Below are 14691 nucleotides of genomic sequence, written 5' to 3' on the forward strand. Positions count from 1 at the left end.
ATGCTGAACTTCGTCGTTCGGCGGCTGCTTGGCATGCTGCCGGTGTTGCTCGCCGTGTCGCTGTTGACCTTCCTGATCGCCTCGCTGCTGCCGGGCGATCTCGCTCTCGTCATCCTCGGCGATCAGGCGACGCCGGAGAATGTTGCGGCGCTGCGCCGTGACATGGGGCTCGATCAGCCGCTGTGGTGGCGTTACCTGAGCTGGCTCGGTCACGTCCTGCAGGGCGATCTTGGCCGCTCGTTCCGCACCGGGCAGACGGTGTTGCAGGCGGTCGCCGAGCGCATTCCGGTCTCGCTCCAACTGATGCTGATGGCCGAGTTCATCGGACTGTTGATCGGCGTCCCGGTTGCGATCGCCTGTGCCGCGCGTGCCGGCGGCGCGTTCGACCGTTTCATGACCGGCAGCGCGTTCGCGATGCTGTCGATGCCGTCGTTCCTGGTGGCGATCCTGCTGATCTATCTGTTCGCGGTCGAGCTGCACTGGCTGCCGGCGACGGGCTATGTGCCGTTCACCGAGGCGCCGCTGGCGAATTTACGCTTCTTCGTGCTGCCGGCACTGACGCTGGCGCTGGCGGAATGGCCGGGAATCATGCGCGTGCTGCGCTCCGACATGATCGCGACCTTGCAGGAGGATTATATCGCGCTCGCCAAGGCCAAGGGTCTCAAGCCCGCGCGTATCCTGTTCGTGCATGCGCTCAAGCCCTCGTCGCTGACGCTGGTGACGGTCACAGGCATCAATATCGGCCGCCTGCTCGGCGGCACCCTGATCGTGGAATCGATCTTTGCGCTGCCCGGCATCGGCCGGCTGCTGGTCGGGGCGATCTACACCCGCGACCTCGTCATCCTCCAGGGCGTCGTGCTGCTGGTTGCCTGCGGCTTCGTCATCGTGAATTTCATCGTCGACATGCTCTACGCCGTGCTCGACCCCAGGATCCGCCATGGCCACGCTTGAGCTCTCGATGCAGGACGAGGCGGCGCCCGTGCCGGTCGGCCGCAAGCGCAGGCTCGGCCTGCTGTTCTGGATCGCGAGCGCCTGGCTCGCGATCATCCTTGCGCTCGCGATCCTTGCGCCGGTGCTGCCGCTGCAGAACCCCGTAGACATGGACATGCTGGAGCGCCGCGCGGCGTTCTCCACCGAGCACTGGCTCGGCACCGACGGGCTCGGCCGCGACGAGCTCGCCCGCCTGATTTTTGGCGCGCGCGTGTCGTTGACCGTCGGGCTGATCGCGCCGATGATCGGCCTTACGCTCGGCGGCGCGCTCGGCCTGCTCGCCGGTTATTTCCGCGGCCGGTTCGAGACGCTGGTGGTCGGCAGCATGGACGTGCTGCTCGCCTTTCCGCCGCTGATCTTCGCGCTCGCGGTGACGGCTTATCTCGGTCAGTCCGTCCCCAACCTCACCCTGATCCTCGGCGTGCTCGGCATTCCCGCCTTCATGCGTGTGGCGCGGGCCGCGACGCTGACGCTGGCGCGGCGGGAATTCGTGATCGCGGCCGAGGCGTTAGGTGCCAGCCATGCGCGCATCCTGCTGCGCGAGCTATTGCCGAACGTGATCCTGCCGCTGCTGGCCTTCTTCCTGCTCGGCGTTGCCGTCACCATCGTGGTCGAGGGGGCGCTGTCCTTCCTCGGTCTCGGCGTTCCGCCGCCGATGGCGAGCTGGGGCAGCATGATCGGCGAAGGGCGCGACAGCCTCGACGTCGCGCCGCGGCTGGCGTTCCTGCCGGCGACCGGATTGTTTCTCACCGTGCTGGCCTTCAATCTGGTCGGCGATACCTTGCGGGCGCTGACCGACCCGCGTCAGGGGGCGCTGTGAGCGCTCCGCTCTTGATCATCGAGGACGTTGCAGTCGAGCTACCGACGCCGCGCGGTAATCTGCGCGCCGTGGATCATGTCGACCTGTCGCTGGAGGCGGGCTGCACGCTCGGCATCGTCGGCGAGTCCGGCTGCGGCAAGACCATGCTCTCGCGCGCGGTGCTTCAGCTGCTACCGAAAAAAGCAAAGCTCACGGGCCGCGTGATGTTCGACGGCCAGGATCTGGTGCGGCTCGATGCGGAACCCTTGCGTCGCTTGCGCGGGCGCGATCTCGCAGTCGTGTTTCAGGACCCCATGACCTCGCTAAACCCGGTGCTGACCATCGGCACGCAGCTGATGGAGACGATCCAGGAGCATCTCGAGCTCGATGCCCCCGCAGCACGGAAGCGCAGCATCGAGCTGCTGGCGGCTGTCGGAATCCCGGCGCCTGAGCAGCGGCTCGCGCAATATCCGCATCAATGTTCCGGCGGCATGCGCCAGCGCATCGCGATTGCGATCGCGTTGTCCTGCGAACCGAAGCTGTTGATCGCGGACGAGCCGACCACCGCGCTCGACGTCACCATCCAGGCACAGATCCTCGATCTGCTCGCGCGCGAGCAGCGCCGCCGCCACATGGCGATGATCATCATCACCCACGATCTCGGCGTGGTCGCGGGCCGTGCCGACGAGGTCGCCGTGATGTATGCGGGCAGGGTGGTGGAGCGCGCCCCGACCCAGGCGCTGTTCAAGCGCATGCACATGCCCTACACCGAAGCGTTGCTGGCGGCGATCCCGAAGCTGGAGACCGCGCCCCATACCCCGCTGCCCGCGATCTCCGGCCGTCCGCCCGATCCGACACGACCGCTAAAGGGCTGCTCCTTCGCGCCTCGCTGCCGCTATGCCGCTAGCCGTTGTCATGAGGCCAAGCCCGACCTGAAGAGCGCCGAGATGCCCGATCATCTCTATGCCTGCTTCCACCCGATCCAGATGGCGGAGGGAGTTGGCGCATGATGCAGCTTGCCGCGCGCGCCGAGCCGCTGCTGAACGTCGACAATCTCGTCGTCGAATATGGTCTCGGCAACAAGACGGTGCATGCGGTGTCCGGTGTCAGCCTTGCGGTCGCGCGCGGCGAGACGTTGGGGCTGGTCGGAGAATCCGGCTGCGGCAAGTCGACGCTGGGGCGCGCGGTGCTGCAATTGCGACGTGCCAAATCCGGCCGGGTATTGTTCGACGGCGAAGATCTCACCGCGATGGAGGGCGAGGCGTTGCGCAAGATGCGCCGCCGCGTGCAGTTGATCTTCCAGGATCCGATCGCCTCGCTCAATCCGCGCCGTCGCATCGGCGACATCGTGGCCGAGCCGCTCATCATTGCCGGCGTCAAGGATGCCGCCGAGCGCAAGCGCAGGGTTCACGAGGTGCTCAGCGCGGTCGGGCTCGATCCTGATCTCGTCGCGGGCCGCCTGCCGCATGAATTCTCCGGCGGGCAGTGCCAGCGCATCTGTATCGCGCGGTCGCTCGTCCTCAATCCGGAATTCATCGTCTGCGACGAGCCGGTCTCGGCGCTGGACGTCTCGATCCGCGCACAGATCCTCAATTTGCTGGAGGAGATGAAAGCACGCTTCGGCCTGACGCTGTTGTTCATCGCGCATGATCTCGCAGTGGTCAAAGCGGTCAGCGACCGCGTCGCGGTGATGTATCTCGGTCGGCTCTGCGAGGTCGGTCCGTCGGAGCAATTGTTCGCAAATCCAGCGCATCCCTACACCGGGCTCTTGTTGCAGGCGATCCCGGTGCCCGATCCGGATGTGCGTCCCGCCGAGAGTGTGGCGGCGGGTGAGCCACCATCGCCGATTGCGCCGCCGTCCGGCTGCCGCTTCCGCACCCGCTGCCCACGCGCCGATCAGCGATGCAGCGCGGAGATACCGGAGTTGCGCGAAATCGGGCCTGGCCAGTTCGCAGCTTGCCATCATCCGCTGACCTGAACTAAGACCGGTTTGTCTCGCCTCGCCGGCCATGGCATGGTGGCGCGACAACGAGAAGCATGCCGGGAGAACGCCGATGAAGAGTTTCAAGGTCGCCGATTTCAAGGCGCCGCTGCAGGAGTTCGACGAGGCGACGCCGCAGCCCTCGGGCACGCAGGTCCTGATCAAGGTGAAGGCCGCCGGCGTCTGCCACAGCGACCTCCACATCTGGGAGGGCGGCTACGATCTCGGCCATGGCCGCAAGCCGCTCTCGCTGAAGGACCGCGGCATCAATCTGCCGCTGACCATGGGTCACGAGACGGTCGGCGAAATCCTGGCCTTCGGCCCTGACGTGAAACCGACCGACCAGGGCGACCTCAAGCTCGGCGATGTCGGGCTGGTCTATCCCTGGATTGGCTGCGGCAAGTGCGCGACGTGCCTCGCCGGTGACGAGAACATGTGCCTGACGCCGCGCTCGCTCGGCGTCTATTGCGACGGCGGCTATTCCGATCACATGCTGGTGCCGCATCCGCGCTATCTGCTCAATCTCAGGGGACTCGATCCCGCAACGACCGCGCCCTATGCCTGCTCGGGCGTCACCACCTACAGCGCGCTGAAAAAGGTTGAGCAGCATTTCGACACGCCGATCGTGATGTTCGGCGCCGGCGGGCTCGGCCTGATGGCACTGTCGCTCTTGAAAGCCATGGGCGGCAAGGGCGCGATCATGGTCGATATCGATGCCAGGAAGCGCGAAGCGGCGGAGAAGGCCGGCGCGCTCGCCACCGTCGACCCGAAGGCGCCGGATGCGCTGGAGCAACTCGCCAAGAAGGCGGGCGGGCCGATCCGTGCCGTGATCGACCTCGTCGGGAATGCCGCGACGACGCAGCTTGGATTCGACTGCCTGACCAAGGGCGGCAAACTCGTGATCGTCGGCCTGTTCGGCGGCGGCGCAACCTGGGCGCTGCCGCTGATTCCGATCAAGGCGGTGACGATCCAGGGCAGCTATGTCGGAAACCTGCGCGAGACGCAGGAGTTGCTCGACCTCGTCCGCACCAAGAAGGTGCCGCCGATCCCGGTGACCACGGCGCCGCTCGCCAAGGCCAACGATGCGCTGGTGCAATTACAGCAGGGCGCGGTGGTCGGGCGCACGGTGCTGACGCCGTAGCGAACACTCTCTCCTCCGTCATTGCGAGCGCAGCGAAGCAATCCAGAAATCCCTCCGTGGACACAGTCTGGATTGCTTCGTCGCAAGAGTTCTTCGCAATGACGACTTGGCTAGCTCCTTTCCTTGAGGCCTTAAATGTCCGCAAACAACGCCTTCCACATTGCCGTGCTCGCCGGTGACGGCATCGGTCCCGAAGTCATGGCGCCGGCCGTCGAGGTGCTGCGCAAGATCGAGCAGAAATCGGATTTGCGCTTCCGTTTCACTGAAGCACCCGCCGGCGCCAACAATTATCTTGCCACCGGCAAGTCGATGCCTGACTCGACCATCAAGCTGTGCGAGGAGGCGGACGCAATCCTGCTCGGCGCCTGCGGCCTGCCGTCGGTGCGCTACCCCGACAATACCGAGATCGCGCCGCAGATCGAGCTGCGTTTCATCTTCGATCTCTATGCCGGCGTGCGACCGGCGCGCCTTATTCCGGGCGTGCCGAGCCCGATCGTCGGCGCTGATGCGCGCGGCATCGATCTCGTCGTGATCCGGGAATCGACCGAAGGCCTGTTCGCCTCGATGGGCAAGGGCGTCGTCACCCATGAGGACGCGCGCGAGACCATGGTGATCACACGCAGGACATCCGAGCGCCTGTTCGATTTCTCGTTTCGCCTCGCCGAGCGGCGCAAGGCGCGCGGCAAGCCCGGCGCGCTTGCCTGCGTCGACAAGGCGAACGTGTTCAAGGCGTTCGCGTTCTTTCGCGGCATTTTCGATGAGATCGCCAAGAAGCATCCCGACGTGAAGACCGATCGGCTCTATGTTGATGCCTGCTCGGCCATGCTGGTGAAGCGTCCCTGGGATTTCGACGTGATGGTGATGGAGAACATGTTCGGCGACATCGTCTCCGACATCACTGCGAGCCTGATCGGCGGCCTCGGAATGGCGCCGTCGGCGGACATCGGCGACAAATATGCCGTGTTCCAGCCCTGCCACGGCACCGCGCCCGACATCATGGGGCAGGGCAAGGCCAATCCCACTGGCATGATCCTGTCGGCGGCGATGATGCTGGACTGGCTCGCCGACAAGCACGGCGTCGAGAGCGCGGCGGAGGCCGGCGAGACGATCGAGCGTGCGGTGGATCAGGTCTATGCCGGCGGCATCAAGCCGATGGAATTCGGCGGCAGCAACGGGACTGCCGACATCACCAAAGCGGTGCTGGCGGCGCTCTGAGAAGCAGCCGAGCCGCGGCGCCGGTTCATCTCAAAAGAAAAGGGGCCTCGCGGCCCCTTTGTCGTTCACCAGCGGCGCCAATGGTGGTGGCGATGGCCCCAGCCCCACGGGCGCGGGCCGTAGAAGCGTCGCGGGCCGCCGTAATAGCCGTAGGCGCCGTAATAGTTCGGACGCCAGAAGCAGCGGCCCCAGGGGTTGCACACCCAGCGCACCTGATCCACGTCAGCGGCCGGACCGCTTGCAATCTTGTCCGCCTGCGGGATGCCATTCGGCATGGCTGCGAGCGCCTCGCCCGACGCGAGCGCCACACCGCCGATGGCAGCCAGAGCAAGAACAGCAGATTTCAGTGTCATCGCGATCTCCCTCGTTGTGGCGGGAGAACTTTCGTCAGATCAACTAGTTGCTACCGCGCGGAGCTGCACGAGGAATTTAATCTTCCTGAACGTCGGTTCAGCTTCAACGCCCCTGGAACTGTGGCTTGCGCTTTTCCATGAAGGCTTGCCGGCCCTCGCGAAAGTCTGCGCTGTCCATACAGGCATTGCCGATCGCCTTGATCGCGTCCATGTCGCGCTGACTCTCATCCTTCAGCACCTGCGCGATGGTGATCTTGGCGGCCTTGATCGCGAGCGGGGCGTTCTGCGAGATCGTCTCGGCAATCGTCATGGTCTCGCCCCAGAGCTCGTCGACCGGGAACACGCGCTCGATAAGGCCAATGCGCAGCGCTTCGGCGGAATCGATGCGCATGCCCGTGTACATCAGAAGCCGCGCCCAGGACGGGCCGACCAGCGAAACCAGGTGCCGCAGGCCGTCAAAGCCATAGGCGATGCCGAGCTTGGCCGCGGGAATGCCGAACTGGCTGTCGTGCGCGGCGATGCGGATATCGGCGAGCATGGCGACCTGCATGCCGCCGCCGAGGCAAAAACCGTCGATGCAGGCAATCGTCGGCTTGGGATAGTCTGCGAGCAGTGCGCGCTGGGCGGCGCTACGCCTGGCATATTCCTCGGACGCTGCCGCGTTGTGGCGAGTCTTCTCGAATTGGCTGATGTCGGCGCCGGAGACGAAGGCCTTACCGCCGGCTCCGCGCAGGACCACGACGCGCACCGTCTCGTCGTCGCGCAGGCTCGTCAAGGCCTCGCCAAATCCCTCCCACATCTCCAGCGACATCGCGTTGCGCTTGTCGGGATTGTTGAAGGTGATCACGCCGACGCCGTCGGTGGTGTGCTGGAGAATCTTGCCGTCCGCGTAGGGTGTACCGGTCGTGCTGAATATGTCGGACATCGCTTGCTCGCTCGTCATGTGCGAGGGGCAATGTGCTGCGCTGGCGCTTCCGGGGTCAACCGCGGCAGGGTGGGCGAGTCTGCATCCGCCTGTAGCGGGATTGCATGGCGCGTCGTCCCGAGTGTCGCGCGCGCAAAGAAAAGGGGCGGTCGTGCCGCCCCGCAAAGGCCGCGCGCAAGCGCGCGAGCCGGAATATGATCGTTCAATCCGGCCGCGTCCCCGCGACGCGGCGGATTGAAGATCGGCCGCAAAGGCCAGACCGTCGACCGGTCTCAGCTCTCGTTCGCCGCGATCGATTCCATCAGCGAGACCAACTGACGCTGCACGGTCTGGTCCTTGATCTTGCTGTAGGCGCGCAGCAGGCGGAGGCTGAAGGCCGAATCGAGGAACAGCAGGCTCTCGACTTCGCGCGCCTTGTTGTCACCGTCGTAGAAGAAGGTCACGGGCACGTCGAGGGCGGAAGCGATCTGCTGCAGACGAGCCGCGCCGACGCGATTGACGCCCTTCTCGTATTTCTGAACCTGCTGGAAGCTGACGCCAAGCTTCTCGCCGAGCTCGGCCTGCGAGATCTTCATCTCGACGCGCCGCAGACGAATCCGCTTGCCAAGCTCGATGTCCGGCTTGCCAGCACTGCGCTGCTTCATTCTTTTCGCCGCTGCTTTCATCTTCGTTTTCACCTTTGTTCTTCGGTTGAAAATCCCCCGAAGAGCTGGGTCAGGGGTTCGCCCATATACGAGTCCTTGAATTCATGCGGATGCACGAACTCTTCCTTAAACCACGGGAAGCGAGCCGGACTGAAAGCTTCGATCAGCCAATCAATCATGTGCCGCACACGCGGAATACGGCCGCTACCGGGATGGTAGGACAACCAGATATCCAGCGGTCGGTTCAACTCGACCTCCAGTGGAATCAACCTCCCGCCAAGCGCAATGGCGTAGCTCGGGAAGACGCCGATGCCGGCGCCATTCGCGACCGCCCAGTAGTTGGCGCTTGAGACGTTGGTCTTCATGACCAGAAGGTCACGTTCCGATACGCCCGGGAAGAAGCTCTCGAAGGATTCCTTGGCGGCAAGCTGGTCGGCGAATTGCAGCACCAGGCGATGCTTGATCAATTCCGCCGCCGAGCGCGGCGCGCCATGCTTCTCGATGTATTTCTCGGAGGCCCAGAACATCAGATGCATGCGACCGAGCCGCACTAGCTTGATGTCGAGCGCCGAGGGACGCGACAGATGGATGGCGACGTCGGCTTCGTGGCGCGAGACGTCGGCCGAGCGCATCGCGCAATGCAGGTCGACCAGGATCTTCGGATAGGCCTGCTGGAATTCAACCAGGCGCGGGGCGAGCCAGAACGTGCCGAGCCCCTCAGTAACGGCGACTCGCACCTCGCCGGACAGGGCGTTGGCCATCGAATCGCTGGCGCGCAGTACGTCGAAGGTGGCGGCCTCCATGCGCTCGACGGCGGAGACCACCAGCGCGCCCTCATCGGTGAGATGGGTGCCATGGACGTCGCGGGTGAAGAGTGTGGTGCCGGTCTGGCGTTCGAAATCGTCGATTCGCCGGCGCACGGCGTTGATCGACAGCGACAGGCGCTCGGCCGCCGATCGGAAACTCCCGCATCGGACGACTTCAAGGAATATGCGGGCGGCATCCCAATCAGAGAGGCCGCTGAGATTTGTCTTTGGGCGTTCCGCCACAGGAACGCCCCTTTCCGCCAAGGAGTGCATACAAGTCCCTTCGGTTAGCTAAACTGGCAGAATCTGGCGCAAACCACAACCACTGCGGGTTGGGGGATGATGAGTTTTGAACGTCATCCTTACTACCTCGTGGGTGGTATCTGAATGCTGCCAAGGGTTGGGAATCGGGCAGGCCATTGCCCGGATGAGGGGTGTGGCGTGAGTGCCGTTGCGAGCCGTGAAATGGCTGCGGGATTGCAGGCGCTGTCGGCAATGAGTGTGCTTGCGCGAAAGCCGGCGCCATCTCTCTCAATGGATCAATCACAGGGCGCGGGGCGTTTGCTCTCGGACCGTTTCGACCATGGCCAACGGAGCAGCGCGGCGATGTTAGCCGGAACCGCAGTTCCGCGGCAGAAACCCACTGAAATCAGGTTCAGAGGCGCTGTGGCCTCGTGCTATCCTCCGTATTCCATGGGGGCCGAAGGGGTCGTCACCAACACGTCTCGCAGGCCGAATTAACGGAAAGAACGCCGGTGTCGCATTCAGACGAACAGTTGCAGTCGGTGCTGGAAACGCTCGAGGGGTGCCGCAGGGTTCTCAACGCGTGCGACAGCCGTGAGTCGGCCGAGCTGCTGTCCATTGTCATCCTCGACGTCAGGATGAAACTCAAAGGAATTGACAGTGCCGATCTCAAGGCACTGTGCGACGAAATGCTGCGGAGCGCTGCGAGCGAGCCGCCGTCCCCTTCCAAGCAGACGCAGGACCAGCCCCGGCGTCCGCTGCTCCGCGTGGTGAAGTAGCCGCGCCGCCGAATCTCGCTTTTTGGCGAGGTTTGTGCGCGTCCCGATGCCGCACCTGTGATCGCAGGCGGCATCGGGAGGAGCCCTGGTTTGATGCGCCTCTGTTGCGCATTCTCCGGCATCGGTTACACCAGAGCCGGTTCGGCTCCGGGCCGCGCGCATTCCCGGCGCGCCGCACCGGGGCCTGAGATGGCTCAGACGGCATCATGCAAAATGTTTCGATCCCGGCGGCGCTGATTGCAGGCCTCGTCAGCTTCCTTTCGCCTTGCGTCCTGCCCCTGGTCCCGCCCTATCTGATCTATCTTACGGGCGCCACGATCGAGCATGTCGAGAGCGACGAGCCGGGCTCGGCCTCCAAGCGCGCGATCATGATGTCGGCGCTCCTGTTCGTGCTCGGCTTCTCCACGGTGTTCGTCGCGCTCGGCGCCAGCGCCTCGCTGGTCGGTGGGCTGATCCGCGCCTGGTCGGCGGAGTTGTCGATCCTCGCCGGCATCGTCATCATCATCATGGGCCTGCACTTTCTCGGATTGACGCGCATCGGCCTGTTGATGCGCGAGGGACGGCTGCCGATCCCCAAACCGGTCGGCCTCTGGGGCGCCTACATCATGGGGCTCGCCTTCGCCTTCGGCTGGACGCCCTGTATCGGCCCGATCCTCGCCGCGATCCTTTCGATCGCGGCCGCTGAGGCTACGGTGACGAAGGGCGCGGGGCTGCTCGCGGTCTATTCGGCCGGTCTCGGCATTCCCTTCCTGATCGCCGCGCTGATGATCGAGCAGTTCTCGGCACTGTTCGCGCGGATGAAGGGACATCTCGTCAATGTCGAGCGCGCCATGGGCGTCCTGATGGTGATCACCGGCATCGGCTTTCTCACCGGCGCGGTCTCGAATGTGAGCATCTGGCTGCTGGAGACGTTCCCGGCGCTGCAGACCATCGGGTAGGGCTTGATCCGGAAAATGCCGGCGCGCTGATCGCGCCGGCGTCCCCGTGTGCAGTTGCTCAGGGTTTGAACACGTAGCCCGGCGAGATCGCCGCCGTCTCCGGGATCGGCGGCAGGTCGGTGAACAGTTCGGGACGATCCTTCATGACCTTGAGAATGTGCTTCGGCTCGATATGCGCATTGACGTCAAAGGTCGATTTGAGGATGCCGAGGCGGGAGAGCCGATCCTCGGCGCTCCACAGCGCACGGTAATTGTTCGCCGACAGCCGACGGTCCGCCTGCTGGATGTTAAACTGCATCGCAGCCTCGGCGACGTCCTGCTTGAGGCCGGGAATCCAGCGTGTGGCGACTTGCGCCGCCTGCTTCGGATTCTTGCGCATCCATTGATCGGCCTCGGAGACGGCAGCGAGGAATTTCTCGATGGTCTCGCCGTTGGCCTGCACCCAGGGACGAAGCGCGACGTTGAAGCCGATATAGGAGATCACGTCGCCGCCTCTGATGATCTCGACCGCGCCGGGCACATCCTTGCCTGCAACGATCGGCCAGGGATCCCAGCCCGAGAACGCGTCGATACCCTTGGCGAGCAGGGCGACGGTCATGTCCGGCGGCGGCGTGTTGACCAGCGTCACGTCATCGGGCTTCAGCCCGGCCTTCTCCAGCGTCGCCAGGATGTAGAGATGATTGATCGTGCCGAAGGAGGCCGCGATCTTCTTGCCCTTGAGCGTCGACAGGTCACCCTTGACGATGCCTGAACCTTCACGCGCGATGATCGCCATGGTGGCATCGGAGCCGGCCTTGGTGGCGTTGCCGCTGTAATTGCCGAGTGCGACAAGATCCATGCCGCGCAGCACGGCGCCGATCATGGGCACGCCGACCTGCACGATCTCGCTCTCGCCGGCTTGCAGTGCGTTCAGCGCGTCGACGCCGGTCGCGTAGGGGCGTGCGATCGTGACATCGAGCCCGTACTTCTCGAAGAAGCCGCGCTCGAGTGCGATCGGCAGGCCGATCTGGTCGATGCCGGTGACCATGCCGGCCTTCAGTTTCGTCGGGGTCTGGGCGCTCGCCGGCACCATGCCGGCCAAGAGCGCGATTCCGAGCAGCAAGAGTCGTTTCATATTCTCAGCCTCCCTCTTTTATCGGCCCCACCGCCGTCACCCAATAGGGGCGGGCGACGGCGTTGAGGTCCGTTCGTTTGACGCCGCGTAGCTCGATCGAATGCTCATCCGTTCCCGAGACGCGTCCATATTGCTGGAATGCGAGCACGTGGAAGCGCTCCGGCGTGAACGGCAGCTCGATCTGCACGTTCACTTTTTCCGATGTGCCCGTGAGCTCCGGCGAGATCTTTCCCGGCGCGGCAACCGTCAACCAGAGTTGAAACAGCGCCCATGCGGCAATGGCGCCGAGCACGATGCGGCCCTTGGGCGAGCGCAGGACGTCGGAGGCGATGCTCATGCCGCGCGCACCATCTGGAGCACCCGCGCCGAGAGCTGCTTGAAGTGGTCGTCCTTGACGAGGTCGTCCCAGACGCGAGGCCGCGGCAGGTCCACCGCGATCTCGTCGAGCACGCGTCCCTTCGACAGCACGACCACGCGGTTGGCGAGAAACACCGCTTCGGGCACGTCATGGGTGATGAAGATCACCGTCGGCTTGCGCTCCTGCCAGATCCGGGTCAGCTCCTCCTGGAGCGTCATGCGCGTCTGCGCGTCGACGCTGGCGAACGGCTCGTCCATCAGCAGGACGTCGGGATTGTTGGCGAGTGCGCGCACCACGCCGACGCGCTGCTGCATGCCGCCGGAGAGCTCGTTTGGATAGCGGTGCGCCGCGTGCGACAGCCCCGCGAGCGCGAGATATTCGCGCGCGATGCGGTCGCGCTCGGCCTTGGGCACGCCGCGCATCTTCGGGCCGAAGCCGACATTGTCGAGCACCGTCTTCCAGGGAAACAGCGCGAACGACTGGAACACGACGCCACGCTCGGGGCCGGGCCCGTGCACCGGCTTTCCGTCGAGCAGGATGTCCCCCTTCGAATAGGGGATGAAGCCGGCGATCATGTTGAGGATTGTCGTCTTGCCGCAGCCGGACGGGCCGACCACGGAGATGAACTCGCCGGGCTCGACGTCCAGCGAGACGTCGTGAACGGCGGTGACATGCGCGCCTGCGTAAGGATCGAAATAGGTCTTGCCGAGATTGCGCAGCGAAAGCGTCTTCATGATGTCACCAATCCCCAACGCTGGCCGGTCACGCGCTCGAGCGGCGCGAGGACCCAGGCGTCCACGATGTACCAGAGCAATCCGAGAATGATCATGCCGAGCAGAATCTCCACGGTAGAGCCGGCGCGGCGGGCATCGAACATCATGAAGCCGATGCCCGATGTGCCGACGATCATCTCGACCGCGATCAGCGCGCGCCAGCCATAACCGAGGCCGTTGCGCAGGCCCGTGATGATGTTGGGCAGCGCCCCCGGCAGCGTCACCTCCCAGAGCACCCGCGCGCGCGAGGCACCGAGGCTGAGGGCGGCGCGCGCGAGGTCGCGCGGCACGGATTCAACCCCGAGCACGGTGTTGAGCACGACCGGGAACAGCACGGTGTAGACGATGACGAAAGTCATCGTCGTCAGTCCGAAGCCGAACCAGATCAAGAGGATCGGCAGCCAGGCAATGTCGCCGATGGCCTGGAAGAACAGCAGCACCGGCCAGCAGATCCGGTGTGCCCAGCGGCTCGTGCCGATCAGGATGCCCAAGGGAATGCCGAGCGCCATGCCGACGGCGGCGCCGGTTGCGAGCCGGATCAGGCTGTCCTGAAGATAGTCGGGCAGGATCCCCTTGTAGGTGAGCGTGAAGAACGCGCGCAGCACATCGGCGGGGCCGGGGAAGAACGCTCGCGGAAACACCCCGGCCTCGCTGACCGCCGTCCACAACGCCAGCACCGGGATGAACGGAATGATGGCGGCGACCCCGGGCCAGCGCCGGGTCAGGCGGGTATAGTCGCCCCAGATTTGCAGCAGCAGGTTCATGCGCGCCTCACCAAGCCCCAGCGTTCGATGGTCGCGCGTTCCAGCGGGACCAGCAGCAGACGGTCGATCAATAGCCAGAGCACGCCGATCACGATCATGCCGAACACGATCACTTCGGTGCGGTAGAAATCGCGTGCGACGAACAGCATGTAGCCGAGCCCGACATTGGTCGCGATCATCTCGGCGGCGATCAGCCCGCGCCAGGCAAAGCCCAGGCCGGTGCGGATGCCAGTGACGATGTTGGGCAGCGCGCCCGGCAGCAATACTTCGGTCAGCAGCGCCCAGCGGCCGGCGCCGAGCGAGGCGGCAGCATTGCGCAGCGTGTGCGGAATGGTCCTGACGCCGAGCAGGGTGTTGTAGGCGACGACGAAGAACACGGCGTTGAAGATCACGAAGACGATCGCGCCGAAGCCGTAGCCGAACCATAAGGTCGCGATCGGGATCCAGGCGATGCCGGCGAGCACCGAGAAGAAGCGGAACAGCGGCGTGAGAAAGGCCGCCACCGTCGGGCTCACGCCCATGGCGATACCGAGCGGCACGGCGGTGGCGATGCCGATCAGCGTGCCGAGGCCGACGCGCAAAAGGCTGGCGCCGACATGGGCGAACAGCGTGCCGTCGCGGATCGACTCCATGGCGGCCGCGCCGACCGCACCGACCGATGGAAACACGCGCGGATTGACGTTGAACAGCGGGACGACGATCGCCCAGATCGCCACCAGCGCAAGCAGCGGCGCGACGAACATCGCAGCGCCCGCCAGCGAATTGACGCTGCGGATCAATCGCGACGATCGACCTTTCAGACTGCCCGTCACCTGCATTTGACCTCCCTGACGCTCAGCTATGCCTGTGCCGGCATTTCACGCTGATC

General features: G+C 64.8%; 17 protein-coding genes. 8 read left to right on the top strand and 9 right to left on the bottom strand.

What is annotated here, in order from left to right; translation table 11 throughout:
* From IC66_RS0105915 to IC66_RS0105940, 6 genes are all read left to right on the top strand, one after another.
* The gene (locus IC66_RS0105915) at nucleotides 1-951 is read left to right on the top strand and encodes an ABC transporter permease (protein WP_038946995.1); all 951 of its coding nucleotides are present in this window, start codon (nucleotides 1-3) and stop codon (nucleotides 949-951) included.
* Nucleotides 938-1810 carry an ABC transporter permease gene (locus tag IC66_RS0105920; RefSeq protein ID WP_038946996.1) on the top strand — a complete coding sequence of 291 codons (873 nt, stop codon included), beginning with the start codon at nucleotides 938-940 and terminating at the stop codon, nucleotides 1808-1810. The genes IC66_RS0105915 and IC66_RS0105920 overlap by 14 nt, the downstream gene beginning before the upstream one ends.
* The gene (locus tag IC66_RS0105925) at nucleotides 1807-2799 is read left to right on the top strand and encodes an ABC transporter ATP-binding protein (RefSeq protein WP_028143070.1); all 993 of its coding nucleotides are present in this window, start codon (nucleotides 1807-1809) and stop codon (nucleotides 2797-2799) included. The genes IC66_RS0105920 and IC66_RS0105925 overlap by 4 nt, the downstream gene beginning before the upstream one ends.
* On the top strand, nucleotides 2796-3767 hold the full coding sequence (locus IC66_RS0105930; RefSeq protein WP_038946998.1) for an ABC transporter ATP-binding protein: 972 nt from the start codon (nucleotides 2796-2798) through the stop codon (nucleotides 3765-3767). Before IC66_RS0105925 ends, IC66_RS0105930 begins: the two co-directional genes overlap by 4 nt.
* A 76-nt stretch (nucleotides 3768-3843) precedes the next feature.
* Entirely contained in the window at nucleotides 3844-4911 is a 1068-nt protein-coding gene (locus IC66_RS0105935; protein WP_028143068.1) for an alcohol dehydrogenase, read from the top strand.
* A gap of 135 nt (nucleotides 4912-5046) precedes the next feature.
* Nucleotides 5047-6126, top strand: coding sequence for an isocitrate/isopropylmalate dehydrogenase family protein (locus IC66_RS0105940; protein WP_038946999.1), 1080 nt, complete (start codon nucleotides 5047-5049; stop codon nucleotides 6124-6126).
* A gap of 65 nt (nucleotides 6127-6191) precedes the next feature.
* On the opposite strand, the gene IC66_RS0105945 is transcribed toward IC66_RS0105940, so the two are convergent.
* The 4 genes from IC66_RS0105945 to IC66_RS0105960 all read right to left on the bottom strand — a co-directional run bounded on the left by IC66_RS0105945 (nucleotide 6192) and on the right by IC66_RS0105960 (nucleotide 9127).
* Nucleotides 6192-6479, bottom strand: coding sequence for a hypothetical protein (locus IC66_RS0105945; RefSeq protein ID WP_028143066.1), 288 nt, complete (start codon nucleotides 6477-6479; stop codon nucleotides 6192-6194).
* A gap of 103 nt (nucleotides 6480-6582) precedes the next feature.
* The gene (locus IC66_RS0105950; protein WP_028143065.1) at nucleotides 6583-7404 is read right to left on the bottom strand and encodes an enoyl-CoA hydratase; all 822 of its coding nucleotides are present in this window, start codon (nucleotides 7402-7404) and stop codon (nucleotides 6583-6585) included.
* A gap of 272 nt (nucleotides 7405-7676) precedes the next feature.
* Entirely contained in the window at nucleotides 7677-8048 is a 372-nt protein-coding gene (locus IC66_RS0105955) for a helix-turn-helix domain-containing protein (protein ID WP_020608151.1), read from the bottom strand.
* Between the two features lie 29 nt (nucleotides 8049-8077).
* A complete protein-coding gene (locus IC66_RS0105960; RefSeq protein ID WP_028143064.1) occupies nucleotides 8078-9127 on the bottom strand; it encodes a LysR family transcriptional regulator in 1050 nt (349 codons plus the stop codon).
* Nucleotides 9128-9609: 482 nt separating this feature from the next.
* On the opposite strand from IC66_RS0105960, the gene IC66_RS0105965 reads away from it, so the two are divergent.
* Both IC66_RS0105965 and IC66_RS0105970 read left to right on the top strand, forming a co-directional pair.
* The gene (locus IC66_RS0105965; protein ID WP_028143063.1) at nucleotides 9610-9876 is read left to right on the top strand and encodes a hypothetical protein; all 267 of its coding nucleotides are present in this window, start codon (nucleotides 9610-9612) and stop codon (nucleotides 9874-9876) included.
* Between the two features lie 206 nt (nucleotides 9877-10082).
* Nucleotides 10083-10814, top strand: coding sequence for a cytochrome c biogenesis CcdA family protein (locus IC66_RS0105970; RefSeq protein ID WP_038947000.1), 732 nt, complete (start codon nucleotides 10083-10085; stop codon nucleotides 10812-10814).
* 58 nt (nucleotides 10815-10872) lie between these two features.
* Here the strand turns inward: IC66_RS0105970 and IC66_RS0105975 are convergent, their stop codons facing one another.
* From IC66_RS0105975 to IC66_RS0105995, 5 genes are read right to left on the bottom strand one after another with little or no spacing between them, the layout of a single operon-like run.
* Entirely contained in the window at nucleotides 10873-11928 is a 1056-nt protein-coding gene (locus IC66_RS0105975; protein WP_028143061.1) for an ABC transporter substrate-binding protein, read from the bottom strand.
* A 4-nt stretch (nucleotides 11929-11932) separates the two neighbouring features.
* The gene (locus IC66_RS0105980; protein ID WP_028143060.1) at nucleotides 11933-12265 is read right to left on the bottom strand and encodes a hypothetical protein; all 333 of its coding nucleotides are present in this window, start codon (nucleotides 12263-12265) and stop codon (nucleotides 11933-11935) included.
* Nucleotides 12262-13020, bottom strand: a complete 759-nt coding sequence (locus IC66_RS0105985; protein WP_028143059.1) for an ABC transporter ATP-binding protein — start codon at nucleotides 13018-13020, stop codon at nucleotides 12262-12264. The genes IC66_RS0105980 and IC66_RS0105985 overlap by 4 nt, the downstream gene beginning before the upstream one ends.
* Complete coding sequence (locus tag IC66_RS0105990) at nucleotides 13017-13823, bottom strand: ABC transporter permease (RefSeq protein WP_028143058.1); 807 nt, start codon at nucleotides 13821-13823, stop codon at nucleotides 13017-13019. Before IC66_RS0105990 ends, IC66_RS0105985 begins: the two co-directional genes overlap by 4 nt.
* A complete protein-coding gene (locus IC66_RS0105995) occupies nucleotides 13820-14641 on the bottom strand; it encodes an ABC transporter permease (RefSeq protein ID WP_038947001.1) in 822 nt (273 codons plus the stop codon). Before IC66_RS0105995 ends, IC66_RS0105990 begins: the two co-directional genes overlap by 4 nt.
* Nucleotides 14642-14691 lie beyond the last annotated feature (50 nt).

It is taken from the genome of Bradyrhizobium genomosp. III, assembly GCF_000261705.1.
In the GTDB taxonomy this organism is placed as follows: Bacteria; Pseudomonadota; Alphaproteobacteria; order Rhizobiales; family Xanthobacteraceae; genus Bradyrhizobium; species Bradyrhizobium ottawaense.

Coding starts and splice junctions, on each gene's coding strand:
- IC66_RS0105990 (WP_028143058.1), bottom strand. CDS start 13,823: ATGAACCTGCTGCTGCAAATCTGGGGCGACTATACCCGCCTGACCCGG.
- IC66_RS0105920 (WP_038946996.1), top strand. CDS start 938: ATGGCCACGCTTGAGCTCTCGATGCAGGACGAGGCGGCGCCCGTGCCG.
- IC66_RS0105975 (WP_028143061.1), bottom strand. CDS start 11,928: ATGAAACGACTCTTGCTGCTCGGAATCGCGCTCTTGGCCGGCATGGTG.
- IC66_RS0105955 (WP_020608151.1), bottom strand. CDS start 8,048: ATGAAGCAGCGCAGTGCTGGCAAGCCGGACATCGAGCTTGGCAAGCGG.
- IC66_RS0105995 (WP_038947001.1), bottom strand. CDS start 14,641: ATGCAGGTGACGGGCAGTCTGAAAGGTCGATCGTCGCGATTGATCCGC.
- IC66_RS0105935 (WP_028143068.1), top strand. CDS start 3,844: ATGAAGAGTTTCAAGGTCGCCGATTTCAAGGCGCCGCTGCAGGAGTTC.
- IC66_RS0105980 (WP_028143060.1), bottom strand. CDS start 12,265: ATGAGCATCGCCTCCGACGTCCTGCGCTCGCCCAAGGGCCGCATCGTG.
- IC66_RS0105915 (WP_038946995.1), top strand. CDS start 1: ATGCTGAACTTCGTCGTTCGGCGGCTGCTTGGCATGCTGCCGGTGTTG.
- IC66_RS0105985 (WP_028143059.1), bottom strand. CDS start 13,020: ATGAAGACGCTTTCGCTGCGCAATCTCGGCAAGACCTATTTCGATCCT.
- IC66_RS0105930 (WP_038946998.1), top strand. CDS start 2,796: ATGATGCAGCTTGCCGCGCGCGCCGAGCCGCTGCTGAACGTCGACAAT.
- IC66_RS0105970 (WP_038947000.1), top strand. CDS start 10,083: ATGCAAAATGTTTCGATCCCGGCGGCGCTGATTGCAGGCCTCGTCAGC.
- IC66_RS0105940 (WP_038946999.1), top strand. CDS start 5,047: ATGTCCGCAAACAACGCCTTCCACATTGCCGTGCTCGCCGGTGACGGC.
- IC66_RS0105945 (WP_028143066.1), bottom strand. CDS start 6,479: ATGACACTGAAATCTGCTGTTCTTGCTCTGGCTGCCATCGGCGGTGTG.
- IC66_RS0105950 (WP_028143065.1), bottom strand. CDS start 7,404: ATGTCCGACATATTCAGCACGACCGGTACACCCTACGCGGACGGCAAG.
- IC66_RS0105960 (WP_028143064.1), bottom strand. CDS start 9,127: ATGCACTCCTTGGCGGAAAGGGGCGTTCCTGTGGCGGAACGCCCAAAG.